24 protein-coding genes, 1 tRNA gene and 1 pseudogene are annotated in these 25,809 nt (G+C 72.4%); 17 read left to right on the top strand and 9 right to left on the bottom strand.

Annotated elements, in window-relative coordinates; translation table 11 throughout:
• Positions 1 to 5: 5 nt before the first annotated feature.
• From AB0C87_RS11400 to AB0C87_RS11425, 6 genes are read right to left on the bottom strand one after another with little or no spacing between them, the layout of a single operon-like run.
• Positions 6 to 1,043: a GntG family PLP-dependent aldolase gene (locus AB0C87_RS11400; RefSeq protein ID WP_353833583.1), complete on the bottom strand. Its 1,038-nt coding sequence runs from the start codon at positions 1,041 to 1,043 to the stop codon at positions 6 to 8.
• Positions 1,044 to 1,052: 9 nt separating this feature from the next.
• Complete coding sequence (locus AB0C87_RS11405; RefSeq protein ID WP_345182656.1) at positions 1,053 to 1,799, bottom strand: SDR family oxidoreductase; 747 nt, start codon at positions 1,797 to 1,799, stop codon at positions 1,053 to 1,055.
• Positions 1,800 to 1,812: 13 nt separating this feature from the next.
• On the bottom strand, positions 1,813 to 2,538 hold the full coding sequence (locus AB0C87_RS11410) for an MBL fold metallo-hydrolase (RefSeq protein ID WP_360577258.1): 726 nt from the start codon (positions 2,536 to 2,538) through the stop codon (positions 1,813 to 1,815).
• Positions 2,528 to 3,466 carry a M14 family metallopeptidase gene (locus AB0C87_RS11415; RefSeq protein WP_345182654.1) on the bottom strand — a complete coding sequence of 313 codons (939 nt, stop codon included), beginning with the start codon at positions 3,464 to 3,466 and terminating at the stop codon, positions 2,528 to 2,530. The genes AB0C87_RS11410 and AB0C87_RS11415 overlap by 11 nt, the downstream gene beginning before the upstream one ends.
• Before the next feature lie 21 nt (positions 3,467 to 3,487).
• Complete coding sequence (locus AB0C87_RS11420; protein ID WP_360577259.1) at positions 3,488 to 4,588, bottom strand: alanine racemase; 1,101 nt, start codon at positions 4,586 to 4,588, stop codon at positions 3,488 to 3,490.
• Complete coding sequence (locus AB0C87_RS11425) at positions 4,585 to 5,328, bottom strand: IclR family transcriptional regulator (protein WP_345182652.1); 744 nt, start codon at positions 5,326 to 5,328, stop codon at positions 4,585 to 4,587. The genes AB0C87_RS11420 and AB0C87_RS11425 overlap by 4 nt, the downstream gene beginning before the upstream one ends.
• A gap of 110 nt (positions 5,329 to 5,438) precedes the next feature.
• Here AB0C87_RS11425 and AB0C87_RS11430 point away from each other — a divergent pair, with 110 nt between their 5' ends.
• The 9 genes from AB0C87_RS11430 to AB0C87_RS11470 all read left to right on the top strand — a co-directional run bounded on the left by AB0C87_RS11430 (position 5,439) and on the right by AB0C87_RS11470 (position 17,031).
• On the top strand, positions 5,439 to 7,013 hold the full coding sequence (locus tag AB0C87_RS11430) for an amidohydrolase family protein (protein ID WP_353833580.1): 1,575 nt from the start codon (positions 5,439 to 5,441) through the stop codon (positions 7,011 to 7,013).
• A gap of 35 nt (positions 7,014 to 7,048) precedes the next feature.
• Complete coding sequence (locus AB0C87_RS11435; RefSeq protein WP_353833579.1) at positions 7,049 to 8,398, top strand: extracellular solute-binding protein; 1,350 nt, start codon at positions 7,049 to 7,051, stop codon at positions 8,396 to 8,398.
• Between the two features lie 2 nt (positions 8,399 to 8,400).
• Positions 8,401 to 9,468 (top strand): sugar ABC transporter permease, encoded by a 1,068-nt coding sequence (locus tag AB0C87_RS11440; protein ID WP_345182648.1) that lies wholly within the window; start codon positions 8,401 to 8,403, stop codon positions 9,466 to 9,468.
• Positions 9,468 to 10,352 carry an ABC transporter permease subunit gene (locus AB0C87_RS11445; RefSeq protein WP_353833578.1) on the top strand — a complete coding sequence of 295 codons (885 nt, stop codon included), beginning with the start codon at positions 9,468 to 9,470 and terminating at the stop codon, positions 10,350 to 10,352. The genes AB0C87_RS11440 and AB0C87_RS11445 overlap by 1 nt, the downstream gene beginning before the upstream one ends.
• A 3-nt stretch (positions 10,353 to 10,355) precedes the next feature.
• Complete coding sequence (locus AB0C87_RS11450; RefSeq protein WP_360577260.1) at positions 10,356 to 11,453, top strand: ABC transporter ATP-binding protein; 1,098 nt, start codon at positions 10,356 to 10,358, stop codon at positions 11,451 to 11,453.
• The gene (locus AB0C87_RS11455) at positions 11,446 to 12,903 is read left to right on the top strand and encodes an aldehyde dehydrogenase family protein (protein WP_360577261.1); all 1,458 of its coding nucleotides are present in this window, start codon (positions 11,446 to 11,448) and stop codon (positions 12,901 to 12,903) included. Before AB0C87_RS11450 ends, AB0C87_RS11455 begins: the two co-directional genes overlap by 8 nt.
• Before the next feature lie 16 nt (positions 12,904 to 12,919).
• Positions 12,920 to 15,214 carry a pyruvate dehydrogenase gene (locus AB0C87_RS11460; RefSeq protein WP_360577262.1) on the top strand — a complete coding sequence of 765 codons (2,295 nt, stop codon included), beginning with the start codon at positions 12,920 to 12,922 and terminating at the stop codon, positions 15,212 to 15,214.
• A 146-nt stretch (positions 15,215 to 15,360) separates the two neighbouring features.
• Positions 15,361 to 15,762: a VOC family protein gene (locus AB0C87_RS11465; RefSeq protein ID WP_345182643.1), complete on the top strand. Its 402-nt coding sequence runs from the start codon at positions 15,361 to 15,363 to the stop codon at positions 15,760 to 15,762.
• 132 nt (positions 15,763 to 15,894) lie between these two features.
• Positions 15,895 to 17,031 carry a PP2C family protein-serine/threonine phosphatase gene (locus AB0C87_RS11470; protein WP_345182642.1) on the top strand — a complete coding sequence of 379 codons (1,137 nt, stop codon included), beginning with the start codon at positions 15,895 to 15,897 and terminating at the stop codon, positions 17,029 to 17,031.
• On the opposite strand, the gene AB0C87_RS11475 is transcribed toward AB0C87_RS11470, so the two are convergent.
• Together AB0C87_RS11475 and AB0C87_RS11480 are read right to left on the bottom strand one after the other, a co-directional pair.
• Entirely contained in the window at positions 17,026 to 18,057 is a 1,032-nt protein-coding gene (locus AB0C87_RS11475; RefSeq protein WP_345182641.1) for a hemolysin family protein, read from the bottom strand. The genes AB0C87_RS11470 and AB0C87_RS11475 overlap by 6 nt on opposite strands.
• Positions 18,054 to 19,383: pseudogene (locus tag AB0C87_RS11480) on the bottom strand (hemolysin family protein). The gene AB0C87_RS11475 and the pseudogene AB0C87_RS11480 overlap by 4 nt, the downstream one beginning before the upstream one ends.
• Before the next feature lie 155 nt (positions 19,384 to 19,538).
• On the opposite strand from AB0C87_RS11480, the gene AB0C87_RS11485 reads away from it, so the two are divergent.
• From AB0C87_RS11485 to AB0C87_RS11500, 4 genes are all read left to right on the top strand, one after another.
• Positions 19,539 to 19,796 (top strand): hypothetical protein, encoded by a 258-nt coding sequence (locus tag AB0C87_RS11485; protein ID WP_360577263.1) that lies wholly within the window; start codon positions 19,539 to 19,541, stop codon positions 19,794 to 19,796.
• 66 nt (positions 19,797 to 19,862) lie between these two features.
• Positions 19,863 to 20,357: a hypothetical protein gene (locus AB0C87_RS11490; RefSeq protein ID WP_360577264.1), complete on the top strand. Its 495-nt coding sequence runs from the start codon at positions 19,863 to 19,865 to the stop codon at positions 20,355 to 20,357.
• Positions 20,358 to 20,404: 47 nt separating this feature from the next.
• Entirely contained in the window at positions 20,405 to 20,845 is a 441-nt protein-coding gene (locus AB0C87_RS11495; RefSeq protein WP_360577265.1) for a DUF4259 domain-containing protein, read from the top strand.
• Positions 20,846 to 20,898: 53 nt separating this feature from the next.
• A complete protein-coding gene (locus AB0C87_RS11500) occupies positions 20,899 to 21,486 on the top strand; it encodes a hypothetical protein (RefSeq protein ID WP_360577266.1) in 588 nt (195 codons plus the stop codon).
• A 365-nt stretch (positions 21,487 to 21,851) separates the two neighbouring features.
• On the opposite strand, the gene AB0C87_RS11505 is transcribed toward AB0C87_RS11500, so the two are convergent.
• Positions 21,852 to 21,923 (bottom strand) — tRNA-Arg (locus tag AB0C87_RS11505).
• 115 nt (positions 21,924 to 22,038) lie between these two features.
• Between AB0C87_RS11505 and AB0C87_RS11510 the strand changes: the two genes are divergently transcribed.
• Genes AB0C87_RS11510 through AB0C87_RS11525 form a run of 4 tightly spaced genes read left to right on the top strand, consistent with a single transcriptional unit; the run spans position 22,039 to position 25,786 of the window.
• Positions 22,039 to 22,401 (top strand): response regulator, encoded by a 363-nt coding sequence (locus AB0C87_RS11510; protein ID WP_345182684.1) that lies wholly within the window; start codon positions 22,039 to 22,041, stop codon positions 22,399 to 22,401.
• 21 nt (positions 22,402 to 22,422) lie between these two features.
• A complete protein-coding gene (locus AB0C87_RS11515) occupies positions 22,423 to 23,097 on the top strand; it encodes a DALR anticodon-binding domain-containing protein (RefSeq protein WP_345182634.1) in 675 nt (224 codons plus the stop codon).
• Positions 23,094 to 24,485 carry a diaminopimelate decarboxylase gene (gene lysA, locus AB0C87_RS11520; RefSeq protein ID WP_345182632.1) on the top strand — a complete coding sequence of 464 codons (1,392 nt, stop codon included), beginning with the start codon at positions 23,094 to 23,096 and terminating at the stop codon, positions 24,483 to 24,485. The genes AB0C87_RS11515 and lysA overlap by 4 nt, the downstream gene beginning before the upstream one ends.
• 14 nt (positions 24,486 to 24,499) lie before the next feature.
• On the top strand, positions 24,500 to 25,786 hold the full coding sequence (locus AB0C87_RS11525) for a homoserine dehydrogenase (RefSeq protein WP_345182683.1): 1,287 nt from the start codon (positions 24,500 to 24,502) through the stop codon (positions 25,784 to 25,786).
• Positions 25,787 to 25,809: the final 23 nt, after the last annotated feature.

Genomic DNA, 25,809 nt, shown 5'->3' on the forward strand with positions numbered 1-25,809 from the left:
CCCGGTCACGCCTCCTTCGACAGTGCTTCGACGGTGCGGGCCGCGGCGGTGCGGAGGTCCGCTTCGGAGTGCCCGAGATGGGTGACGGCGCGCAGGACGGTGGGGTGGTGCGCGTTGGACCACAGCACCCCGTTGGAGCGCAGCCGGGTCCGGGCGTCCTCGCGGTCGAGCCCGAGCGAGGCCAGATCGAGGAAGACGAAGTTGGTGTCGACGCCGGCGGGGTCGACCGGCAGACCGCCCTCGGCGAGCAGGGTGGCGAGGGTGCGGGCGTTGGCGTGGTCGTCGGCCAGCCGCGCGACGTTGTGCCGGAGCGCGTAGCGGGCGGCGCCCGCCAGCACGCCGGCCTGGCGGAGCGACCCTCCGAGCATCTGGCGGATGCGCCGGGCCGGGGCCAGCACCTCGGAGCGTCCGACGAGGGCCGCGCCCGCGGGGCAGCCGAGGCCCTTGGAGAAGCAGACGGCGACGGTCCGCGCCCGCGAGGTGATCCGGGCGGGCGGGACGTCCAGCGCGACGGCGGCGTTGAACAGGCGCGCCCCGTCGATGTGGACGGCGAGGCCCAGCTCGTCGCAGGTGTCGTGGAGGTCGTCCAGGGCGGCGAGCGGCCATGTCCGCCCGCCGGAGACGTTGTGGGTGTCCTCCACGACGGCGAGCGCGGTCCGGGGGCGGTGCTCGGAGTCGCGGACCTGGGCGATCTCGCGGACCTGCGCTCCGGTGAACACCCCGGCCTCGCCCGGCAGGCCGGTGACGACCGCCCCGGCGAGGAAGGCGGGGCCGCCCGCCTCGTAGCGGAACATGTGGCTGTGCCGCTCCCCGACGATCTCCTGGCCGCGCTGCACCTGGCACAGCATCGCGATCTGGTTGGCCATCGTCGCCGAGGGGACGAACACCGCCGCCTCCTGGCCGAGCAGCCCGGTCAGCTCGTCCTCCAGCGCGAGGACGGTGGGGTCCTCGCGCTCCTGCTCGTCGCCGAGCGGGGCGGCGGTCATCGCGCGCAGCATGCCCTCGGTGGGCAGCGTCATCACGTCCGAGCGAAGATCGATCATGGTGGGCCCCTATCCGGCGAGGTATCCGCCGTCGACGACGATCTGGGTGCCGGAGACGAACGAGGCCCCCGGCGAGCAGAGGAACGCGACCACGTCCGCGATCTCCTCGGGGCGTCCGCGGCGGCCGAGCGGCGGCAGGCCCGCGACGCCCGAGCGCGCCCGGTCCTTCTCGACGAGCTCGACGAGCCGGTCGCTGCCCGGGGTGCTGATGTCGCCCGGGTCGACCTGGACGACCCGGACGCCGGACGGCCCGAGCTCCATGGCGAGCGCGCGGGTCAGCCCGGTCATCGCCGACTTGCTGACGGTGTAGGCGGAGGCGTCGAGCTGGCCCCGGTGGGCGGCGATGGACCCGATGTTGACGATGGTCCCGCCGCCCGCCGCGACCATGTGCCGCGCGGCCTCGCGGGCGCAGACGAACGGCCCGACGGTGTTGACCGCGAGGATGCGCGCGAGCAGGTCGTCGGAGGTGTCGAGCAGGGGCGCCTTGGCCGGGACGCCGGTCACGGCCGCGCAGTTGACCAGGATCTCCGGGGGCCCGTGCGCGGCGGCGACCTCCGCGACGGCGGCGCTGATCGCGGCCGGGTCGCCCGCGTCGACCGCCATGACCTCGGCGGCGGACCCCAGCTCGGCGCGGGCCCGTCCGGCGGCGGGCCCGGCCTCGAAGACGACGACGGTCCGGCCGGGGGCGGCGAGCCGCCGCGTGATGGCGGAGCCGATCCCGCCCCCTCCGCCGGTGACGATGACGCTTGTGCTCATGGGGTTCCTCGGGTCAGTGGAAGGAGCCGGGCAGCCGGCCCAGTTCGAAGGCGGACAGGGCCTGCTCGATGTGCCAGGTCGCGTCCGACATGACCGGTGTGCCGTGGCCGGGCAGCAGGACGTCGGGTCGCGCGTCGCGGAGCCGTTCGAGGGACCGCCGCAGCGCCTGGACGTCGGCGTCCGCGGCGCCCGGCAGCACGATCCGGCCGCGGCTGAAGAGAAGGTCGCCGGTGCAGGCGTACGTCGTGCCGCCCGCGGTGAACAGCCAGGCCGTGTGGTCGGCGCTGTGCCCCGGCGTGGGCAGGGCCCGGAGCGGGCCCTGCTCCTGGCCGGCCTCGGCGGGCGTCAGCACGCCGGGGCAGGACGCGAACCGGTAGCCGGCCGGGTAGATCCCGGCGCGCAGCGCGGCGGTGAGGCCCAGTGGCCCGGGGTCGGCGTCGCGGACCAGCTTCGCCGTCAGCGCGCCGGCGACGATCGTGGCGCCCAGCGCGGCGAGCCCGGCGGCGCCGCCCGCGTGGTCGGCGTGCGCGTGCGTGACCACCGCGCCGCGCAGCGGCAGCTCTCCGCGGGCCTTCTCGACGCGCGCGAGCAGGACCCGCTGGTCGAGCCCGCTTCCCGTGTCGGCCAGCCAGGCCCCGTCGTCGCCGCGCAGCAGGTAGACGTTGCCGTCGTAGGCGTTGCTGAGCCCAGGACCGAGCCGTCCGCCGCCGACCAGGTCGACGGCCGCGTCAAGCCGCACGGCCGTCCTCCCCGGCGATGATCGCGGCGACCTCGCCGGGCGCGGCCCGCAGGTCGTGGCGCAGCATCATGACGACGCCGGACGCGTCGGCCCGCACCTCCTCCACCCGCCGCCCGCCGTCGTCGTACACGGCGCCGATCGTCTGGCCCGCGTCCACGGCGTCCCCGGCGGCGACGGAGGAGACGAAGGCCCCCGCGGCGCCGAACAGCACGCCGGTGTCGGTGTTGCCGTCCCCGCCCGTCACGACGACCTGCCGTCCGGGCGGCGGGCCGGCGAGGGAGACGGGCTCGACCGCGCCCGCGACCTCCAGGAGGCGCAGCACCCCCTGCGCGTACCGGTCGATGTCGGCCTCGCGGAGAGCGCCGCCCCCGCCGCTCTCGAAGTAGGCCCAGGGCTTGCCGAGGGCGTCGGCGCGGCTGACGGACCGGCCCGGCGCGACGGACGCGTGCGCCCACAGGTAGGGGAAGGGCGTCGCGCGGGCGGCGTCCAGCAGCGGCCGGCCTCCGAGCGTCCTGTTCGCGCCGAACCCGCACATCGGGGGCATCCGGTAGCGGCGCCCGGCGGAGTGCAGGTCGATCAGCAGGTCGCACGGGTCGATGAGCGCGGCGGCGATCGTGTGGGCGATGCGCTCGCTGAGGCCGCCGCCGGGGTCGCCGGGGAAGAGCCGCGCGAGGTTGGCGCCGCCGTCGCCGTGCCGGGTGCCCGCCGCGAGGGCGGGCGGGTTGGCGCGGGGCAGCACCGTCACCGTCCCGCGGACCGGCGCCGCGGCGAGCAGGTCCGCGACGCGGTACGCCGCGAGGACGCCTTCCAGCTCGTCGCCGTGCACCCCGCCGAGCACGGTCACGGCGGGGCCGCCGCCGTCACCGAACCGGACGGTCTCCAGTTCGAGGTCCGGGCCGGCCCGGAGGCGCCCTGTCACCGCTGTCATCGTGTGCGTCCCTTCGTCCGGTCAGCGCCTGCGCGCCTGGATGGGCCAGGTGTCCGCGAAGGACGTCCCGTCGTGCACCTCGTACCGGCCGAACAGGTTCGCCGCGGTGCAGGCGTGGTTGGGGATCACCGCGACGCGGTCGCCCGGCGCCAGGCCGTGCGGTTCCGCCGATCCGGCGAGCCCGTGCTCCTCGTAGAGCTTCTCGACGACGATGCCCGGATGGCCGTCCACCAGGCCGAAGCCCGGTGTCAGCGCGGTCATCCGCTCGGCGGGCAGGCTCTTGGCCCCCGCGTCCAGGACCAGCCGGTCCGGCGCTGGGACGTCCACCACCGTGCTGATCACGGCGAGCGCGCACTCGGCCGCGTCCGGGCCGCCGAGCGCGACCTGGGTGGCGTCGTAGAAGACGTAGTTGCCGTACCGGTACTCGTGCGCGCGGCCGGACTCCAGCCGGGCCAGCGGGGTGACGCCGACGCTGTGGACGGGGGCCTCGATCCCGCGTCCGGCCAGCGCCGCGCCCGTGCTCTCCAGCGCCTCGTCCTGCTGGTCGCGGACCGCGGCCAGCCCGGCGGCGTCGGTGGCGCCGTAGGCGTGCCCGGCGAACGTCATCAGGCCGCGGAGCCGGACCCGCCCGCCGAACGGCGCGGCCGCGACGGACTCGGCGGTGGGCGGGCCGGGGGCGGTGCCGAGCCGGCGCGTCCCGGAGTCGACCTCCCAGTAGACGTCGAACTCCGCGCCGGTCGCGGCGAGCGCGGCGACGTGCTCGGGGCGCGAGCAGGTGACGGCGACCCGGCCGCGCCCGGTGAGCGCGGTGAGGGCGCGGACGCGCTCGCCCGGGACGGGCGGGTACGCGACGAGCACGGACGGGAAGCCCGCGTCGAAGGCCAGCGCGGCCTCGGCGACGGTCGCCACGGTCGCCCGGGCGGCCCCCGCCGCGACCTGGGCCCGCGCGATCTCCAGGCACTTGTGGGTCTTGAGGTGGGGTGTGGAGTGCCCGCCGCGGCCCGTGACCCGGTCGGCCATCTCGCGGATGTTGGTCATGAGCCGGGAGTGGCGCAGCGCCAGGAAGGGCGTCGGCGGCCCGTCCCCGGCGCAGAGCGCGGCCCAGCCGTCGCCGCCGGTCACCGGGGCACCTCCGGCAGCGTGGCCTTGCCGGTGATCTCGCGTGCCAGTTCGGCCACGGCGCGTCCCATCTCGCGTTCCAGCTCGGGCGACATCCGCTCGACCGAGACGATCAGGCTGAGCGCGGCCACCGGCTCGCCCTGCCTGCCGAGCGCCGACGCGACGCCGGCGATGCCGTCGAAGAACTCGCCCCGGTCCACCGAGTAACCGCGCGTCGCGGACTGCTCGACGTCGTCGGCGATCCTGGCGCGGACCTCGTCCGGCAGCGCCGACCACCGGGGGCCGGCGCACAGCTCCCGCCACCGGGCGGCGTCGAGCCGGGCCAGCACGGCCCGCCCGGCGGCGCCCTCCCAGATCGGGGCGGTGCTGCCGAGCCGGGCGCTCGGGGCGAACGGGATGCTGCTGTCGGTGCGTTCGACGTAGACCATCTCGTCGCCGTTGGGGACCGAGAACGCGGTCGCGGCGTCGAACCGGCGGCCGAGCGGGGCCAGCGCCGCCATGGCGTCCCGGCGCATGTTGCGGTGGGAGAGCCGGATCGCGGCCAGCCGGAGCGGCAGCTCCCCGATCTGCCAGTTGCCGTCGGGGTCGCGCTCCAGCATGCCGATCTCGGCGAGCCCGCTCAGCAGGCGGTGCGCCGAACTCTTGCTCAGCCCCGCCCGCTCGGCGCATTCGGCCAGGCCGAGGACGGGTTCCTCCTGACTGAACGCGGCGAGCAGAGCACCGACGCGATCGACCACTTGCACCACGAACGCCTCCAGGAATGCCTTGACCGGGGACTGGCAGCGAGATTAGGTTGCCACAACATCCCATCACGTGGAATGCCAAACCACAGAATGGAACGCAGAGGACAGTGGTGAAGATCATCCGAGGGGGGCGCGTCGTCGACCCGGGCACCGGGACCGACGCGGTGCTCGACCTGCTCATCGAGGGCGAGCGGGTGACGGCGCTGGCGGCGCGGATCGCGCCGCCGGCCGGCGCGACGGTGATCGACGCCTCCGGGCTGGTCGTCCTGCCGGGCTTCGTCGACATGCACACGCACAGCGACTTCACGCTCCAGCACGACCCCGGCGCCCCGGCGCGCCTGCACCAGGGCGTCACCACCGACGTCACCGGGAACTGCGGCTTCTCCCCGTTCCCGCTGCCCCGGACCAGCAGGGGCTTCGGCTCCTTCTTCAGCTCCCGGCTGGACCCGGGCTTCCCGGACCTCGACGCCTACGCCGCCCACCTGGAGTCGCTCGGGACGGCGGTCAACGTCGCCCCGCTCGTCGGCCTCGGCGCCGTCCGCGAGCACGTCGCGGGCTCCGACCCCCGGCCGCCGTCGGACGAGGCCGTCGCCGCGATGCGCCGCCTCGTCGCCGACGGCCTCGACCAGGGGGCGTTCGGCGTCTCCAGCGGCCTGGTCTACACGCCCGGGCGGTTCGCCGCCGCCGACGAGCTGCGGCGGGTCATCGCGCCGCTGCGCGGGTCGGGCCGCTTCTACGCCACCCACCTGCGGGACGAGCGGGACGGCCTGGTCGCGTCCGTGGCCGAGGCGATCTCGACCGCCGAGCGGGCGGGCGTCGACCTGCAGATCTCCCACCACAAGGCGCTCGGCAAGGCCAACTGGGGGCGGACGGAGCAGACGCTCGCGATGGTCGACGAGGCCAACGCCCGCGGCGCCGTCGAGGTCGCCGTCGACTACTACCCCTACACCTCCGGCAGCACGGGGGTCTCCAGCCTGCTGCCGCCCGGCTCGCTGGACGGCGGCTGGCCGCTGCTGCGCACGCGGGCGGGGGAGGGCGCCGAACGGCTCCGCCTGCTGCGCCACCTGGACGGCGCGGCGCAGTTCCGGCCCGACGAGATCATCATCGGCCGCTCCCGGGACCGTCCGGACGCGTCCGGGCGGGCGCTGCCGGACTACGCCGCCGGGCTCGGCCGCGCCCCCGTGGAGGTGCTGCTGGAGCTGATCCTGGCCGAGGGCGAGAGCCTCACCATGATCGTCCCGGCCGCCTCCCGGGACGACCTCGCCCGCGTCTCCGCGCACCCCGCCGCCATGCACGGCAGCGACGGCTGGCTGATGACGGCCGGGCAGGCGCGGCACGAGCACCCCCGCAACCTCGCGAGCACCACCGAGGTGCTGGTCCCCGCGCTCCTCGGGCGGACGCCGCTCGACCGGGCGGTCCGGCACCTGGCCACCGCGCCCGCCCGGCGGCTCCGCCTGGACGGGCGCGGCACCCTGCGTCCCGGCGCGTTCGCCGACATCGCCGTCGCCGACCCCGGACGCGCCGCCGCCTACGAGAGCGGCCGGGGGACGGGGGAGGGCGCGGCTCCGGCACCGGAGCGCGCCTATCCCGACCTCATGCGCTGGGTCTTCGTGAACGGCGAACCCGCCATCGAGAACTCCCGCCCCACCGGTCGGCGCCCAGGCAAGGTCCTGCGCGCGCCATGACCGTCCCCCACGCACCGATTGGAACGGAGCAGACCATGGCACCCAGCAACGCGTCCCCGGCCACCCCGCACGTCAGCAGGCGGTCCTTCCTCCGCGGAACGATGGCGCTCGGCGCCGTCGCCGGGCTCGGCGGCACGGGCCTGCTGACGGCCTGCGGGTCCGGCGGCGGCGACGGCTCGCCGAACGACCTCCAGATGCACCACGACGCCGCGGTCGGCCCGCTGTTCAAGCCGTACGTGGACTACTTCAACACCAACTACGCCCCGCTCAAGCTCGGCACGTCCTACGTCGCGCAGGACTACCTCACCGTGACCAACCAGCAGCTCGCCGGCGGCAACGCGTCCTACGACGTGCTGTTCGCGGACGAGGGCTACCTGGAGTCGTGGTCGAAGAACCAGTGGGTCCGCTCCCTCAAGGACCTGCCCGGCCTGGACAAGCTGGTCGCGAACATGAACCCGGGGGTCGCCGACGCCCTCAAGGGGCCGGACGGCGAGGTCTACGCGCTGCCCTACTTCCAGGGCGCCGAGCTGTTCGCCGTCAACACCGCCCACCTCAAGAAGATCGACGCGCCGGCGCCCGCGACCTGGGACGAGTTCCTGGAGCAGGCGCGCGAGCTCAAGGCCAAGGGGATCAGTCAGACGCCGTACTCGCCGTACTGGATCAAGTACGCGTTCCTCATGTGGCACCAGTTCGCCGCCGAGGTCGCGTCCGAGGGCGGCGGCTCGCTGTTCGACCCGTCCGGGAAGGCGAACCTCGCCGGGAACCCCGTCGCGCGCGCCACCCTGGAGCGCTGGCGGACGCTGTACTCCGAGGGGCTGGTCCCGAAGGACCTGTTCACCACCGACTACGGCGGCGTGACCAACGTCTTCGGCGGCGGCAAGAGCAGCTTCTCGATGCGCTACCAGGCGCAGGTCGTCGGGTGGAAGGACCCGAAGCAGAGCTCGGCGGCGAAGGACATCAAGAACGTGCTGATGCCCGGCAAGACCCGTGAGACGCACGGCTTCGGCGCGTACTGGATGCTCTCGTACAACACCGAGGGCGAGAAGAACGCCGGGACGGTCATCGACTACCTCGGCGGCGCGGGCAAGGACGGCTCGTTCCACGTTCCCAAGAACCTGGTGGCGACCGCGCTCGGCCTCTCCAGCGGCTACAAGAGCGTGGACTCCGACCCGGCCGTGCTCAAGTCGTGGGCGAAGTGGGCGGACGTGGACGCCCTGACCGGCCAGCTCGCCAAGACCGTGCCCCTCGGGCCCGTCACCACCAAGACCTGGTACCCGAAGTTCGCCGACATGGCGTGCGCCGTGCTCCAGGAGGTCGTGCTCGGCAAGAAGTCCTCCGACCAGGGGCTCAAGGAGCTGAGCGACTTCGCGGGCGCGCAGAAGTAGCCGTGTCCCCGACCCAAGGAAGCGAGCCCGCCGCGGACATGACCACCGAGTCCGACCGGCGCCCGGCGGAGCCCCGCCGGCGGCCGGAACGTTCCAGCAAACGTCCACCTCCCACCGCCGCGACCGGCCGCACCGGACGCGGGGGCCGGTCCGGCAGGACGGGCCGCACGGGCTACGGGCGGGGCGAGGCGAGGTTCGGCATGGCCATGGCCATGCCGGCCCTGCTCGTCACGCTGCTGCTGCTCGGCTACCCGCTCGTGTACTCGTTCTGGGTCAGCCTGCACGAGCAGACCCTCGGCAGCCGGGCCCCGGCCCGCTGGGTCGGGTTCGACAACTACACCGCCGTCCTCGGCGACCCCGTCTTCCTGCCCTCGCTCACCCGCACCGTCCTGTTCGCCGCCGCCGTCGTCCTCGGCACCCTGCTGCTCGGCACGGTGTTCGCGCTGGCCCTGAACCAGGACTTCCGGGGCCGGTCCGTGGTCCGGGGCGTGCTGATCCTGCCGTGGTCGCTGTCCCAGATCACGCTGGCGCTCACCTTCGGCTGGATCTTCAACTCCACGTTCGGCCCGCTGAACGGAGCGCTCCAGCAGGCCGGCGTGATCGACAGGTACGTCGCCTGGTTCGCCTCCGGGCGGGTGGCCCTCACCGTGATGGCGGTCGCGTTCGTCTGGAGCCTGGTGCCGTTCGCGACGCTGCTGATCCTGGGCGCGCTGCAGACCGTCCCCGAGGACCTGCACAAGGCCGCGCGGATCGACGGGGCCGGGCCGGTCCGGCGGTTCTTCTTCGTCACCCTGCCCTGGATCCGCGACACCGTGCTGGTGGTGTCCGTGCTCGCCCTGATCAACGCGTTCCTGGCGTTCGCGCTGATCTACATCCTCACCGGCGGCGGGCCGGGCACCGAGACGACGCTGCTGTCCTGGTGGGGGTACACCACCGCGTTCCGCGACCTCGACCTCGGCAGGGGCGCGGCGATCTTCTACCTGATGACGCTGGCGATGGTGCTCCTCGCCGCGCTGACCGCGCTCGTCATCCGGGGACCCCGCAGGAACCGCGAAGGGAGGACCGCGTGATGGCCGCCGGAGACCGCGGGCGCACGGCCAGGAAGGTCGCGGTGCGCGCGCTGCGCGCCGGGACCGTCCTGGCGCTGCTGGCATGGGTGCTGCTGCCGTTCTACTTCCTGCTGCTGGTGGCGCTGACGTCCCGGGCCGACTCGCTGCGCACCCCGCCGCGGTGGATCCCCGCCATGGACTTCGGCAGCTTCCGGCAGATCCTCCACTCGGCGTTCAGCTCCGCGCCGCCGAGCAACCCCAGCGACCTGATCGTCCCCGGCATGCAGAACAGCGCCGTGGTCGCGGTCTGCGTCGCCGCCCTCAACATCGTGATCGCCAGTACGGCGGGCTACGCGTTCGCCCGGTTCCGGTTCCCCGGCTCCCGGACGGTCCCGGGCCTGATGCTCGGCAGCCAGCTCGTCCCGGTGTTCGCGCTCGTCGTGCCCTTCTACGTGATGCTCCACTCGCTGGGCCTCACCGACACCCGCGCGGGCGTCGTCATCGCCCACCTCGGGTTCACGGTGCCGTTCTCGGTGTGGATGATGCGGGCCTACTTCAACGGGATCCCCGTCGAGGTGGACCGGGCCGCGATGATCGACGGCTGCACCCGCTGGCAGGTCTTCGCCCGCGTGGTGCTGCCGCTGGCCCGTCCCGGGATCATCAGCGTCGGGCTCTTCTCGTTCATGGTGTCGTGGAACGACTTCCTGTTCGCGCTGGTCCTGAACTCGCGGACGGACGCGATGCTGATCCAGCCGGCCATCTCCGGGCTCTACAACGTGCGCGAGCAGTCCTTCGGCATCATGGCCGCCGGCACCCTGCTGGCCGCCCTCCCCACGATGCTGCTCGCCCTCGTCTCGCAGCGGTTCCTCGTACGCGGCCTGACCTCAGGCGTCGGAAAGGTGTGACGCGTGTCCAGTATCGAACTCCGGCAGGTCACCAAGCGGTTCGGTGACACGCTGATCGTCGACTCGGTCGACCTGACCATCGAGGACGGCAGCTTCACCGTGCTGCTCGGCCCGAGCGGGTGCGGCAAGACCACCACCCTCAACATGATCTCCGGGCTGGAGGAGGTGTCCTCCGGGGAGATCCTGTTCGACGGCGCGGAGGTCCAGGACGTCCCGCCGCACAAGCGCGACGTCGCGATGGTGTTCCAGTCGTACGCGCTCTACCCGAACCGCAGCGTGCGGGAGAACATCTCGTTCGCCCTCAAGCTGCGCAGGCTCCCCGCCGCCGACATCGCGGCACGGGTCGCCGAGGTCGCCGACATGCTCAGCATCGGCGCGCTCCTGGACCGCAAGCCGCGCCAGCTGTCGGGAGGCCAGCAGCAGCGGGTGGCGCTGGCGCGGGCGATCGTCCGCCGCCCCAACGTCTTCCTGCTGGACGAGCCGCTCAGCAACCTCGACGCCAAGCTCCGCGCCGACATGCGCATCAGCCTGCGCGAACTCCAACGCGAGCTCGGCGGCACCTTCGTCTACGTCACGCACGACCAGGGGGAGGCCATGAGCATGGCCGACCAGGTCGTCGTCATGAACGGCGGAGTGGTGCAGCAGGAGGCCCCGCCCCTCGACCTCTACCGGCGGCCCGCGAACCGGTTCGTCGCCGGCTTCGTCGGGACGCCCGGCATGAACGTCGTGCCGGGCGCGGTGGACGCCGGCGGGTCGTTCGCGCACGGCGACTGGACGGTGCCGATCGGCTGGACGGGCGAGGCCCGGGACGGCCTGACGCTCGGCGTCCGCCCCGAGGACGTCACCCTGGAGCCGGACGGCCCCGGCGCGGCGGGCCGCGTCCGCCTGATCGAGCGGCTCGGGGTCGAGGCGATCGTCGTGGCCTCGTTCCCGTCCGGCGACGTCATCGCCCGCGCCGACCCGGACGTCGACCTCGACGCCGGCGCCCCGGTGTCGATGCGCGTCCGTCCCGGGAAGGTCCATCTGTTCGACTCCGAGAGCGGCGACGCGGTCGCGTGGACGCCCGCCCCGGCCGTCGCCAAGGAGGTCCGGAATGCCTGACGACGTCGTCCTGCGGATCGGCGGCCGCGCCCGCGCCGCCCACGGGGGAGCGGTCTACGACGCGGTGAGCCCGGCGACCGGGGAGCGGTTCGCCGCCGTCGCCCGGGCCTCGGAGACCGACGTGGACGCGGCGGTGGCCGCCGCGGCGGAGGCGTTCGAGACGCACCGCCAGGAGAGCGCGTTCACCCGGGCGGACTGGTGCCACCGGGTCGCGGCCCTTGTGGAGGAGCGCGCCGCGGCCATGGCCCGGCTCCTGTCGCTCGAACACGGCAAGCCGGTGGACCAGGCCGAGGCCGAGATCCGGCTGGCCGCCGACGGCTTCCGGCTCGCCGCCGAGGAGGCCAGGCGGCTCGGCGGCGAGACCATCCCGGCGCGCGACGGCGCCAAGCTCGTGCTCACGACCCGAAAGCCGCGCGGCGTGTTCGCCGTGATGACCCCCTTCAACTTCCCGGTGAACATCCCCGTGGAGTACCTCGGCCCCCTGCTGGCCAACGGCAACGCGGTCGTCTGGCGTCCGGCCCCCTCCACGGCGGCGGTGGCGGGCGCGCTGTACGACTGCGTCGAGGACGCCGGCGTCCCGCCCGGCCTGGTCAACCTCGTCACCGGCCCCGACCTCGGCCCGGCGCAGCGCCTGGTGTCGCATCCCGCCGTCAACGGCGTGGGGTTCACCGGCAGCTCGAAGGCGGGCGCCGAGATCGCCCGGCTCGCCGCGGGCAAGGCCCAGGTGATGGAACTGGGCGGCAACGGGCCGATCGTGGTGCTGCCCGACGCCGACCTGGACCGGGCGGCCCCGGCGATCGCCTCCGCCGCGTTCGCCAACTCCGGCCAGTCCTGCGCGGCCGCCGGACGCGTCATCGCCGCGAGGTCGATCGCGGCGGAACTGGAGGAACGCCTCGTCGAGGAGGCCCGGCGCGAGGTGGTCGGATCGCCCTTCGAGGCGGGCACCACCATGGGGCCGGTCCACACCCGCGGCGTGGCCGACACGATGGCCCGGCACGTCGCCGACGGTCTGGCCCGCGGCGGCCGCGCGGCGTTCGGCGGCGGCCCCCTGCCGGACCGCCCCACCGACCTGTTCTGGCGTCCCACCGTCCTGGTCGGGCTGGACGCGGAGGCCGCGGCCATGGGCGAGGAGACGTTCGGCCCGCTGGCGCCGGTGCTGCGGGTCGCCGACGACACCGAGGCGATCCTCGCCGCCGCGAACCGCGGCCGGTACGGGCTCAGCTCGGCGGTCTTCGGACGCGATCTGGACCGTACCCTGGCGGTGGCCGGCCGGCTCCGCGCGGGGCAGGTCACCGTCAACGACACCAGCAACTACTGGGAGCTGCATCTGCCGTTCGGCGGTGCGCCGGGCACCGACAGCGGTCACGGCCGGCTGGGCGGCCGCTACATCGCGGAGGCCGTCACGGAGATCCAGTCGATCTCCGTCGACCTGACCCCGCCCTGGCGCTGAGGCAAAGGAGCCGAAGATGAACGAACCGGTGGCGGCGGCCACGCACTCCGGGGTGCTGGAGGAGGTCGAGCGGCGGGTGCTGTGGCTGTCCACGGCCATCGTGCACCACGCCAACCGCGTCCGGCCCAACCCGTCCGGGCTGAAGGTGGGAGGCCACCAGGCGTCCTCGGCGTCGATCGCCTCGATCATGACGGCGCTGTGGTTCCGCCACCTCGGGCCGCAGGACCGCGTCTCGGTCAAGCCGCACGCGTCCCCCGTCCTGCACGCGATCAACTACCTGCTCGGCGAGCTCGACGAGCGGTACCTGACGACCCTGCGCGAGTTCGGCGGCCTGCAGAGCTACCCGAGCCGGACCAAGGACCCCGACCCGGTCGACTACTCCACCGGATCGGTGGGCATCGGCGCCACCGCGCCGATCTGGGGCGCGGTGGCCCGCCGGTACGTGGAAGGGGCGCCCGCGGGACGCCAGTACTCCCTCGTCGGCGACGCCGAACTGGACGAGGGCGCCGTCTGGGAGGCGATCCTCGACCCGGGCGTGGCGGACCTGGGCGAGATCGTGTGGATCGTCGACCTCAACCGCCAGTCCCTCGACCGCGTCGTGCCGTACCTGGCCGCGCACCGGCTGAAGGGCATGTTCGCCGCCGCCGGCTGGCAGGTGCTGACGCTGAAGTACGGCCGGCTGCTGACCGAGCTGTTCGAGCGCCCCGGCGGCGCGGACCTGCGCGCCCGCATCGACGCGATGCCCAACCCCGAGTACCAGCGCCTGCTGCGCTGCGACGCCGCCGAACTGCGCGACCGCCTCCCCGGCGGCAGCGAGCCCGTCGCCCGCCTGATCGCGGAACTCGACGACGCCACCCTCCTCGCGGCCCTCCGCAACCTCGGCGGCCACGACCTCGGCACCCTGGCCGAGGCGTTCGACGCCATCGACGACACCCGGCCCACCGTGATCTTCGCCTACACGGTCAAGGGCCACGGCCTGCCCAGCGAGGGCCACCCGCAGAACCACTCGTCCCTCCTCACCGCCGACCAGATCGCCGAGCTCGCGCCCCGCCTGGGCGCCGACCCGGACGCCCCCTGGGCCCGTTTCGAGGACGGATCGGCGGCCGCCCGCCTGTGCGCCGACACCGCCGCGCGGCTGCGCCGGCCCCCCGCCGTGCCGCAGGCCCCGCCCGCCGTGCCGGACGACATCGGCCGCACCCCCAAGGGCACCGCCACCACCCAGGCCGCCCTCGGCCGCCTCCTGCTCGACCTCACCCGCGAGGCGCCCGACGCCGCCGCCCGCGTCGTCACCGTGAGCCCGGACGTCAGCTCCAGCACCAACCTCGGCGGCTGGGTGAACAAGGTCGGCGTCTGGTCGACCGCCGAACGCCGCGACTGGTTCGCCGACGACGGCGAGACGATCCTGCACTGGCGGGAGGGCCCGGCGGGCCAGCACATCGAGCTCGGCATCGCCGAGACCAACCTGGTCGGCCTCCTCGGCGAACTCGGCGCCACCTGGAGCCGCTGGAACCGGCCCCTGCTGCCGATCGGCGTCCTGTACGACCCGTTCGTCGGTCGCGCGCTCGAACCCTGGTCGTTCGGCATCTACGCCGGCGGCCAGTCGATCCTGATCGGCACTCCCTCCGGGGTCACGCTGGCCCCCGAGGGCGGCGCTCACCAGTCCATCGTCACCCCGTCCATCGGTGTCGAGCAGCCGGGCTGCGTCGCTTACGAGCCGGCGTTCGTCCTCGACACCGAGTGGACGCTGCTGGCGAGCATGGCCCGCCTGGGCCGCCCCGACGGAGGCTCCGCCTACCTGCGCCTGTCGACCCGCCCGGTCGACCAGACCCTCGCGGACGTCCCGGCCGACCCGGCCGCCCGCGAGCGCCGCCGCCGCCAGGTGATCGCCGGCGCCTACCCGCTGCGCCGCTCCGCCCGTCCCGACGTCACCCTCGCGGCGATGGGCGCCCTCGTCCCCGAGGCCCTGGCCGCCGCCGACCGCCTGGAGCAGGCCGGCGTCGGCACCGACGTGGTCTGCGTGACCAGCCCCGGCCTGCTCTTCCGGGCCCTCCGCTCCCGCCAGGGCCAGGACGACGGCCCGAACTGGATCTTGGAGCAGGCGTTCCCCGCCTCACGCGCCACCCCGCTCGTCACCGTCCTGGACGGCCACCCCCACACCCTGGCCTTCCTGTCGGGGGTGAACAACGTCCCCTGCACCACCTTGGGCGTCACCGCCTTCGGACAGTCCGGCTCCATAGAGGACGTCCACCGCCACCACGGCATCGACACGGACTCGATAATCCGCGCGGCCCTGGACCTCCACACCCCCTGAAAGCACCCGAGAGGATCGATCAGGAATCGAGAAGTGCTCACCCCCGGTCCCTACGTAGCGTGATTCATGCAAGCGGGCGGCGGGGCGGCTCACCGCCGCCCGCGGCACCCACCACGCACACGAGGGGACATGACATGAAGGCGCACGTGAGTTCGATTCTGCTGGCCGTCCGCGACATGGACCGGGCCAAGCGGTTCTACACCGAGGGCCTCGGCTGGAAGATCCAGAACGACTACGGCATCTCGGTGTTCTTCGAGTCGGACGGAGCCTCGCCCGTCGGCTTCTACGGCCGCGAGGGCCTCGCCGACCAGGTCGGGACGAGCCCGGAGGGCAGCGGCTTCAGCGGGCTGGTGCTCACCTACGTCGTCCGCAGCGAGGCCCGCGTCGACGAGGTCATGGCCGAGGCCGAGAAGGCCGGGGCCACGATCCTCAAGCCCGCCGGCGCCCTGCCGTGGGGCGGGTACGGCGGCACCTTCGCCGACCCCGAGGGCTACATCTGGAGCCTCGGCTACAGCGCCCAGGGAGCCGACCAGCCTTACGCGGAGTAGCCGCCGGCGCGGGTCCGGGGCCGACGCGGCGCCACGTCGGCCCCGGCCCGCCGCGTCGGGCGACCGTGATCCCGTCGGCCACCCTCCGTGTTCTAATGATCACGGAAGGGGCGGCTCTCGACGGGGCGGGAGATGGGCATCTCGGAGGATCCGGACGGTGCGAACGCCGTCACGCGCGAGGGCGGCCTCACCTGGCGGGTCGTGGCGGGATGGCTCGTGGGGATCACCGCGGCCCTCGCGGTGACCGGCGTCGCGCTCGGCCGGGAGACCGGCCTGGCCCCGTTCCTGGTCTTCCTGCCCACCTTGATCGCCGGCCGCGGGACGGTCCGGCAGACCGCGGTCGCCTCCGTCTGGACGGTCCTGGTCATCATCGGCTCGCTGATCCGCCGCCCGCTGCCGAGCGCGGCGGCCACCGCCAGCGTGATCATCTTCGCTCTCGCGCTCGACGGCCTGAGCGTCGTCCAGGCGGTCCGCCGCGTCCGCCAGGAAAAGGAGATCAGCCGGCTCCGCTCCGCGGCCGCCGCCCTGCAGCGCCATATCCTGCGCCCGTTCCCCCTCGCCACCGCCGAACTCGTCGTCCACGGCCTGTACGAGCCGGTCGAGGAGGACAGCATGGTCGGCGGCGACGTCTACGAGGCCATGCCGACCCCCTACGGCAGCCGCGTCCTCATCGCCGACGTCCAGGGCAAGGGCCTCCCCGCCATCAGCGCGGCCTTCGCGGTGCTCAACTCGTTCCGCGAGGCGGCCCTGGCAGAGCCGACGCTGACCGCCGTCGTGGATGCCCTGGAGAACTCGGTTCTGCGGCACAACTCCTTCGTCGCCCAGACAGGCGAGGAACAACGATTCGTCACAGCCCTCATCCTGGACATCGGCTCGGAAACGACCGCCCAAGCCATCAACTGCGGCCACATCCCGCCCTACCTGCTGTCCGAGCAAGGGACGGGCCAGATTCACCTAGGAGAGGCCTCCCTGCCGCTGGGCCTAGCCTCCCTCAACCCAGAACCACGAACCGTCACACCGTTCAACTTCCCAACCGATTCCACGCTCCTCCTATGCACTGACGGCATCACTGAGACCCGCGACCCGTCCGGCGCCTTCTACCCCTTGGAAGAGCGCCTGTCCCGCTGGGAGCACCTGCCCCCCGCCGAAATCGCTCCTACCGTCCACCACGACCTGGAGCAGTACGCCCACAGCAAGCTGGCAGACGACGTAGCCCTCCTGGTACTCCACAGAAAACCCACCTTGCCGGACACCCCATCGATCTCATGACGACGGAGAACCCCCGGGGCCGGTCAACGGCGGACGCGAGAAGAGGCGGCGGAGCACGTCGGTGATGGTGACGACACCCAGGATCTCGCCGCCGCGTGTCACCAGGGCGAGCTGATTACCGCTCTCGCGCATGCGAGAAAGCGCGGCGTAGACGGGCGTACCCGCGGGGAACAGCAGCGCAGGACGGGTCAGACGGCGGATGCCCGCGCTTTCCGGCTCGGTCAGGGTGTCGCGGACGTGGACGACCTTCCAGGCGGTGCCGGGCCCGCCGACCAGGATGCGCAGATGCCCGGAGGCGAGTGCGGCGGCCTGGACATCGGCGACGGTGGCGTCCGGCGGGACGGCCGCCAGCCCGGGCTTCACCAGGTCGTCCACCCGCAGCTCGCGCAGGTCGAGGGCGCCGGTGAGCCGCGCGGAGTAACCCGCGTCGAGCGCCCCGACGTTCGCCGAATGCTCGACCAGGTGGCGCAGGGCCTCGGGGTCCTGGCGGGAGACGACCTGGTCGGTCGCCTCGACGCCGACCCTGCGCAGGCACCAGTTCGCCGCCGAGTTCAGCGTGGACAGCAGCGGCCGGGTCAGCTTCATGAAGCCGCGCATCGGCAGCGCCAGCATCGTGGCCGACCGCTCGGGGTGGGCGATCGCCCAGGACTTGGGCGCCATCTCGCCCACCACCAGGTGCAGGAACGTCACCACGACCAGCGCGAGCACGAACCCGGCCGCGTCGGCGAGCCAGAGGGCGAGCCCCCAGTGTTCGAACAGCGGGGTGAGCCAGTGGTGCACGGCCGGCTTGGTGATCGCGCCGAGCGCGAGCGTGCAGACGGTGATGCCGAGCTGCGCCCCGGCGAGCAGGACGGACAGTTCGGAGGCGCTGCGCAGCGCGGCCCGGGCGGCCGGACTGGTCAGGGCGGCGTCCTCCAGCCGGTGCCGCCTGGCCGCGATGAGCGCGAACTCGACGGCGACGAAGAAGGCGCTCAGGGCGATGACGGCGACGGTCGCGGCGAGCACCGCCCACGGGTTCGCCGTCATTCCGCGCTCACCCGCAACCGGACGGACGAGGGCACGTGGTGCTCCACCTCCAGGACCTCGGCCCCCAGGACCCGGACCGGCGGCTCGTCGTCACGGACCAGATCGGCGGCCTCCGGAGGCAGCGGGACCTCGACCGTCGTCCCCACCTCGGGCAGCGCCCCGTGGACGGCGATGACCAGCCCCGCCAGCGTCTCGTAGTCGCCCTCGGGCAGCCTCAGGTCGAGCGTGCGCTCGACCTCGTCGATGTGGAGGTCGCCGGGAACGATCCAGGTGTCGGACCCGGCGACCGCGGCGGGCCCGGCCTCCGCCACGTCGTGCTCGTCGGTGATCTCGCCCACCAGTTCCTCGGCGAGATCCTCCAGCGTCAGGACCCCCGCGAACCCGCCGAACTCGTCGACCACGCAGGCGAGCTCGTCACCCGCGCCGGCCAGCGCGTCCAGCGCCTTCGGCAGCGTCATGAGGGTCGCGAGCACGGTCGCGGGCCGCATGACCGACGCCGCCGTCCCCTCCGTCCCGGCGGCCAGGACGTCGTTGAGGTGCACCACACCGGCGACGCGCCCGCCGTCCAGCACAATGCCCGGCGCTCATCGCGCGGCGGACCTCGCCGAGCGGCTGCCGCACCGCCACCGTGTCGACGCGGGAGCGCGGGATCATGGCGTGCTCGACGTCCCGCCGCGGGAAGTCGAGGATGCGGTCGAGCAGGATGGACAGCTCCGGCGGCAGGTCGCCGCTGCGCCGCGACTCGGCGACGATGCGCGCCAGGTCCCGCTCGGTGGCCGCGTGCTCGACGTCGTGCACCGGCGCGATGCGCAGCAGCCGCAGCAGCAGGTTCGACGACTGGTCGAACACCCGGATCAGCCACCCGAACACCTTCAGGTAGACCAGCGTGGACCGTGCCAGCGCCCGCGCCACCGGTTCCGGCCGCGCGATGGCCAGGTTCTTCGGAACGAGCTCCCCGAACAGCATCTGCACCAGCGTGGACAGCCCCAGTGCCAGCACCGTGCCCACCGCGATCCCCGTCGCGTCCGGCACGCCGACGCCGCCGAGCACGTCCCCCAACGCCCGCCCGACCAGCGGCTCGGCGACGTACCCGACCAGCAGACCGGTGACCGTGATACCGAGCTGCGCCCCCGACAGCATGAACGACGTCCGCCGCGTCACCCCGAGCGCCCGCCGGGCGGCACCGTCCCCGCCCCCCGCGAGAGCCGCCAACCTGGACCGATCCACGGCCATGTAGGCGAACTCCTGCGCGACGAAGTACCCCGTCACCCCGGTGATCCCCAGGATCACCAGCACCCCGAGCACCAACGAAAGCAGGATCACCATCGCGCCCCGGCCCCCGAACCCCTGGTCATCTGCCTCCCCTGCCGAAAACGCGGCGAGCGAACACAGAGTTCCCCCAGGTCAGCCCAACACACCTCACCCACGCCGCCCCGCACACCCACCAAAGCACCTAGGGGGCGGTGTGCCACCGTAGAAGCATGGAACCGGCCAAGCTGTCTCACGAGGAAGTCACTCTCCTGCTCCGCGACCTCTGCGTCGAACTCGGTTTCTGCCTACCCCCGGACGATCACGATTCACTGCGCGACTCGCCGCCAAATGACGTAGACGAGTTCACGGCCGCGGTTTTCCGGGCTGAAGGCATGGAAGCCTCACAACATCCACATCTCTACGGCCAAGTGCGCCAGAAGGTAGCCAAAGCCTTCGAGAAGCCGACCAACCAGGCGACGTCATCGTGATCGCCTGCCCGTAACACGGCAGCGGCGCACGGGCGCCCGAGTTAGCAGGGCAGTAAGGGATGCGCAATGGAATATCAGCTCACGTTCTTCGCCAGGGCAACCGGACAGACAACCGGCGGAGAGGCGATGGAGCATGTTCTCAACGCCGTTCTAGAGAGCGGACCCCCTTTGGTCGGGGAATACCTCGGCCCGCCCGAGCCTCGCCCAGGTGAGTGGTCAGGCCCCGAGGCCGACGCCGTACGAAGCTTCAGGCTGGCCACAGCGACCGAAGACATGAGACCGGCGGCTGACTATCTCCTGTTGGAAATCCATGTAGGAATGCGATTCATCGCCGAAGATGTGATCGCAGCAGACCCTGATGACGACCACGGCGTATGGGGCAGCGATCTAATGGCGCGAGTCACGGTGAGCGGCGAACGCCCCGACTGGCCACTGGTGGAACGTATAAGGACAACCCTGAAAAACCTGTGGTCAGCGGTCCCCTGGAACAAGACCTCGGGCTTCAAAGTTGCAGCCGCGCCCCGAGGACCGCTCCCGCACGACCAGTACACAACTCCATGACAGCCCAACCCGAAACCTGGCGCTCATCAACAAACACCCTCTATAAGTTGTCGGTCGGAGACCTGGATCACTGTGAGGTCGCTTTGGGTACTTGGGGCTATGGGCCTTTCGATAGCGATTACGCCCAAGACCTCCTCGAGGATCTGGCGAAGGCGGACGACATCGTTGATCGCCTCCGCGAGGTCATGTCGCAGGTAGCCGACGCGCCTGGGCCAGTGGATTCGATCGCAGGAGATGACGCGCTGGTGGCTGCGGCGTTGACCGCTGTCCGGTCCGGGGGCATGGTCGTGGATCCAGATACCGAAGAAGACCTGATAGACCTCATGTTCCTCTGCCCGGAGGATCTTCGGTCACTGGCCGCGCGGACGTTCGACAGGTTGCTCAACCTGGTCGAGAACAAGTGGTACGACCTGTGGACCCTGTCTAACGGAATCGCCCAGGTCACGGCAGAGCTCGAGCCATACAGACAGGCACTATCGGACCCATGACGAAGGTTCGCGGTATGTTCCGGATCTTGGTCAGTTAGCGCGAGGATCGTTGAGTGGCTGATCACATGGACGCGTCGTTGACCGAGGTTGCGATGCTGCGGCGGGCTGTTCGTGACGAGCAGCTCCACGGCGAAGGCTTCTGGGCTCATGGGCTGGACGTTGAAGGGCTGCTTCGAGGAGTCACCGCTTCGTTGAACAGCCTGCCACTGGTCGTGGTAGAGCATGCCGAGTTCGATCACTATGGCTCCGGGTACGCCTCCTACGCCGATGTGTCTGTCACTAAGCGTGATGGTTCCACCCGGCGAAATGAGGGCGGCGGCCAGGTCAGCGTCGAGTGCCTGAACGTTCTCCTATGTCGTCTGGCTCCGGTGGCCTGTGTGCTGCGCCCGGCCAATCGATGGCGAGGCCCTGGTGACAATGGTTCCTCAGTGCTGCCCGAATCCGATGGGGTCATCACCGCTCCCGATCGGTCGTGGGCCAGTGAGTATCGCCAGATCAGGGACGTTCTAGACCGACACGGTATAGCCCTGATCGGCGCAGATCTCCTTACCCGCCCGCTGCCTATGGGGCTTGCCGTCGAGACGAACCTTGCAGACTCAGCGCAGACGATCTTCGATGCCTGGTTCCACTGGCGCGACTAGCGCACGCCTCATGTGCCCGAGCTTCCCGCCTGCGTAATGGTGGCTCGTCGCCGAACGGGTGTAGAGGTCCCGGCGATTCGGTAGGGCGGTGGCGCGCCCCTGCGGTGAGCGATCGGGACGGGGCCGGCAGGTTGGCAGGGCGCGCGGTCCGGCCGCCCGGTGACCGGCGCCCACGCCGCACGCTCCGGGCGGCCTGGCGCGGGGCCGCGCAGCGGCCTGAGGGCCGCCGCCCCTTGACGCGTTCCGCGTATGTTCCGGGAAGCGTGACAAACGGCGGCTTTCGCTGGCGCTTGGGTGCAGACGCGACAAACCCCGGCGACAGGCTGAGTGCCTGGTCTGCCGGGGTTTGTGGTGGTCGTCTGAGGTGCCCCCTGCAGGATTCGAACCTGCGCACACGGCTCCGGAGGCCGTTGCTCTATCCCCTGAGCTAAGGGGGCGCGACGCGGTATGAGGTTACCAGGGTTGGCGGGGTGACGCGCACCGGGAGGTTCGCCGTGCGTTCGGGGGGTCCGGTGGGCTAACTTCAAGGCCGTGACCGAGCCACTGGGACGCGTGCTGGTCGTCGATGATGACGAGGTGATCCGCCAGCTCATCGCCGTGAACCTGCAACTGGAGGGGTTCGAGGTGTCGACCGCGGTGGACGGCCAGGACTGCCTGGAGAAGGTCGCGGAGGTCGGGCCGGACGTGATCACGCTGGACGTGATGATGCCCCGGCTGGACGGGTGGGTCACCGCGGTGCGGCTGCGGGAGGACCCCGGGACCGCGCACATCAGGGTCGTGATGATCACGGCGCGGGCGCAGGAGCATGACGTGCGGCGGGGGCACGAGATCGGCGTCGACGCGTACGTGACGAAGCCGTTCGACCCCAACCAGCTGATCCAGACGGTGCGGAAACTCGCCGCGGTGTCCAGATAGTGGTCGGCTAGTCTCACCAGGGTGACTCCAGGGGATGCTCTCGCGCGGGCGGTGCGGGACGCCGTGGACGCGGGGGAGATCGATGTCGCGGTTCCCGAGGAGGTCGTGGTCTTCGGGCGGGGCGGCGGGGTCTTCGAGAGTCCGGTGGCGCTGAGGCTCGGTGTCGATCCGCAGGTGATCGCGCGTCGGGTCGGCGGGAGCGTCTCCGGGCCCGGGTTCGTGAGGATCGTGGTGGGGCCCGAGCTGGTGGAGGTCATCCGGCGTGATCCTCGTTACGGGGTCGCGCGGGTGCCGTCGGGCGGGTGGAGCGAATGGCCCCGGACGTTCGAGAATCCGGGGTTCTCGGTGCGTTACGCCTATGCGCGGGCCTGTTGGGTCGGGCGTTGGGCGCGGGAACTCGGGGTCGGGGCCGGGCCGTTCGAGGGTGGTGCGGAGGAGCTCGTGGGGGCGCTCGGGGACGTTCCCGGACGGGCCGCGCAGGCGGAGCGGGAAGGCGACGCCAGGCCCCTGATGTTGTGCTTGGAGAGCGTTGCCGGGGCGTACCACGAGGTGCACGAGCGTTGTCCCGCGCTGCCCGTGGGCGATGAGGAGCCCGGGGCGGTGCACGCGGGACGGGTCGGCCTGGCGGAGGCCGTGAAGGTCGTCCTCGGCAACGGGCTGAACATGATCGGTGAAACACCTAGAGAGCGGATATGAGTCGAGTACACCCTGCCGGGCCGCGGCATGCCGACGTCCTGCCGGAGGATCATCCGGCCGGGCCGGCGGAGGACCTGAACGCGCTCGAGCCCTCCGTGTGGCCGCGGAACTCCAAGCGGGAGGAGGGCGCCCTCACCGTCGGGGGAGTGGACGTCAGGGACCTGGCGAAGGAGTACGGGACGCCCCTCTACGTCTACGACGAGGAGGACGTCCGGAGCCGCGCCAGGGAGTACGCGGCGGCGTTCCACGACGGGGACGTCCACTATGCGGGCAAGGCGTTCCTGTGCACGGCCGTCGCGCGGTGGCTGAACGAGGAGGGGCTCGGCCTCGACGTGTGCAGCGGCGGTGAGCTCGCCGTGGCGCTGGCGGCGGGCTTTCCCACCGAGCGCATCACGCTGCACGGGAGCAACAAGGCGTCCTGGGAGCTGGAGAAGGCCCTGGAGGTCGGGGTCGGACGGATCGTGCTCGATTCGTTCGAGGAGATCGCCCGGGTGGGGTACCTCGCCAAGGAGATGGGCGTCCGGGCCAAGGTGATGGTGCGCGTGACCACGGGCGTCGAGGCGCACACGCACGAGTTCATCGCCACCGCCCACGACGACCAGAAGTTCGGGTTCTCCCGGAGTTCCGGGGCGGCCCTGGAGGCGGTCAGGCGGGTCCTGGCGCTGGAGCAGCTCGAACTGGTGGGGCTGCACAGCCACATCGGGTCGCAGATCTTCGAGGTGGACGGGTTCGAGGTGGCCGCGCACCGGCTGGCCGAGCTGCTGGTGGCCATCCGGGACGAGCACGGCGTCGAGCTTCCGGAGCTGGACCTCGGCGGCGGCTACGGCATCGCTTACGTGCCGGGCGAGGAGCCGCACGACCCGAAGTCGATCGCGGACGGGCTGCGCGCCATCGTCGCGCGCGAGTGCCGGGCGTACGGGCTGGCGATGCCGCGGCTGACCGTGGAGCCGGGCCGGGCGATCATCGGTCCCGGCGGCGTCACGCTGTACGAGGTCGGGACGGTCAAGGACGTCGAGGGGCTGCGCACGTACGTCTCGGTGGACGGCGGCATGTCCGACAACCTGCGCACGGCCCTGTACGGCGCCGAGTACACCGGGGTGCTGGCGAGCAGGACGTCCGAGGCCGCCCCCATGCTCAGTAGGCTTGTCGGCAAGCACTGCGAGAGCGGCGACATTGTGGTGCGGGACCTGTGGTTCCCCGAAGATCTTGCGCCGGGGGATCTGGTGGCGGTGGCGGCGACCGGTGCGTACTGTCGGTCGATGGCCAGCAACTACAACCATGTCCCGAAGCCCGCCGTGGTGGCGGTGAGGGACGGCAGGTCGCGCGTGATCGTCCGGCGGGAGAGCGCGGACGACCTGCTGCGGCTCGATGCGGAGGTCGAAGCGTGAAACGCGGACTGCGCGTGGCGCTGCTCGGTTGCGGCGTGGTCGGCACGGAGGTCGTCCGGTTGCTGAACGAGCAGGCGGACGATCTGGCCGCGCGGGTGGGGGTTCCGCTGGAGCTGGCCGGGATCGCCGTGCGCAGGCCTGACCGGGTGCGCGCGGGCGTCGACCCGGCGCTGCTGACCACGGACGCGCAGACGCTGGTGACCAGGGACGACGTCGACCTCGTCATCGAGGTGATCGGCGGCATCGAGCCGGCCAGGACGCTGATGCTGGAGGCGATGAAGGCCGGCAAGTCGGTCGTCACCGCGAACAAGGCGCTGCTGGCCGAGGACGGGGCGACGCTGTTCGCGGCGGCGCGGGAGTACGGCGCCGACCTGTACTACGAGGCGTCCGTGGCGGGCGCGATCCCGCTGCTGCGGCCGCTGAGGGAGTCCCTGGTCGGCGACCACGTGCACCGGGTGCTCGGCATCGTGAACGGCACCACGAACTACATCCTCGACCAGATGGACACGCACGGCGCCGGCTTCAACGAGGCGCTGGACGAGGCGCAGGCGCTCGGGTACGCGGAGGCCGACCCGACGGCCGACGTGGAGGGCTTCGACGCGGCGGCCAAGGCGGCGATCCTGGCGCAACTGGCCTTCCACACGCCGGTGACGGCGGCGGACGTCCACCGCGAGGGCATCACCGAGGTGAGCGCCGCCGACGTGGCGGGCGCCCAGGGGATGGACTGCGTCGTCAAGCTCCTGGCCATCTGCGAGCGGATCCCTTCGGAGGACGGCCGGAACGGCCGCGGCGTGTCGGTCCGCGTGTATCCGGCGATGATCCCGAGGTCGCATCCGCTGGCGAGCGTCCGCGAGGCGTACAACGCGGTGTTCGTCGAGGCGGAGTCGGCGGGCTCGCTGATGTTCTACGGCGCGGGCGCGGGCGGCGCTCCGACGGCGTCGGCGATCCTCGGCGACCTCGTCGCGGTGGCCCGCAACGTGGTCGGCGGCACGCCCGGCCCGGTCGAGGTCACCTACGCGAAGCTGCCGGTGCTGCCGATGGGCGAGACCGTCACCCGCTACTACATCGAGGTGGACGTGACGGACGAGGCCGGCGTGCTCGCGACGGTCGCCGAGGAGTTCGCCAGGCACGGGGTGTCGATCCAGGCCGTGCGGCAGGTGGGCTCGGGCGAGGAGGCGCAGCTCGTCGTCGTGACGCACCGGGCGCCGGACGCCGCGCTGTCGGCCACGGTGGCGGGCCTGCGGGAGCTGGAGATCGTCCGCGGCGTGACGAGCGTCATGCGCGTCGAAGGCGACGAGTGAGGCGGGGCCGGTCCCGGTAGACT

Origin of the sequence: Actinomadura sp. NPDC048021, assembly GCF_040653135.1 — a bacterium.
In the GTDB taxonomy this organism is placed as follows: Bacteria; Actinomycetota; Actinomycetes; order Streptosporangiales; family Streptosporangiaceae; genus Spirillospora; species Spirillospora verrucosospora.

What these genes read in the sequence shown, in the direction of transcription:
- AB0C87_RS11400 (WP_353833583.1), bottom strand. Translation starts at nt 1,043, where the DNA reads ATGATCGATCTTCGCTCGGACGTGATGACGCTGCCCACCGAGGGCATG.
- AB0C87_RS11405 (WP_345182656.1), bottom strand. Translation starts at nt 1,799, where the DNA reads ATGAGCACAAGCGTCATCGTCACCGGCGGAGGGGGCGGGATCGGCTCC.
- AB0C87_RS11415 (WP_345182654.1), bottom strand. Translation starts at nt 3,466, where the DNA reads ATGACAGCGGTGACAGGGCGCCTCCGGGCCGGCCCGGACCTCGAACTG.
- AB0C87_RS11435 (WP_353833579.1), top strand. Translation starts at nt 7,049, where the DNA reads ATGGCACCCAGCAACGCGTCCCCGGCCACCCCGCACGTCAGCAGGCGG.
- AB0C87_RS11445 (WP_353833578.1), top strand. Translation starts at nt 9,468, where the DNA reads ATGGCCGCCGGAGACCGCGGGCGCACGGCCAGGAAGGTCGCGGTGCGC.
- AB0C87_RS11455 (WP_360577261.1), top strand. Translation starts at nt 11,446, where the DNA reads ATGCCTGACGACGTCGTCCTGCGGATCGGCGGCCGCGCCCGCGCCGCC.
- AB0C87_RS11460 (WP_360577262.1), top strand. Translation starts at nt 12,920, where the DNA reads ATGAACGAACCGGTGGCGGCGGCCACGCACTCCGGGGTGCTGGAGGAG.
- AB0C87_RS11470 (WP_345182642.1), top strand. Translation starts at nt 15,895, where the DNA reads ATGGGCATCTCGGAGGATCCGGACGGTGCGAACGCCGTCACGCGCGAG.
- AB0C87_RS11475 (WP_345182641.1), bottom strand. Translation starts at nt 18,057, where the DNA reads ATGACGGCGAACCCGTGGGCGGTGCTCGCCGCGACCGTCGCCGTCATC.
- AB0C87_RS11485 (WP_360577263.1), top strand. Translation starts at nt 19,539, where the DNA reads ATGGAACCGGCCAAGCTGTCTCACGAGGAAGTCACTCTCCTGCTCCGC.
- AB0C87_RS11490 (WP_360577264.1), top strand. Translation starts at nt 19,863, where the DNA reads ATGGAATATCAGCTCACGTTCTTCGCCAGGGCAACCGGACAGACAACC.
- lysA (WP_345182632.1), top strand. Translation starts at nt 23,094, where the DNA reads ATGAGTCGAGTACACCCTGCCGGGCCGCGGCATGCCGACGTCCTGCCG.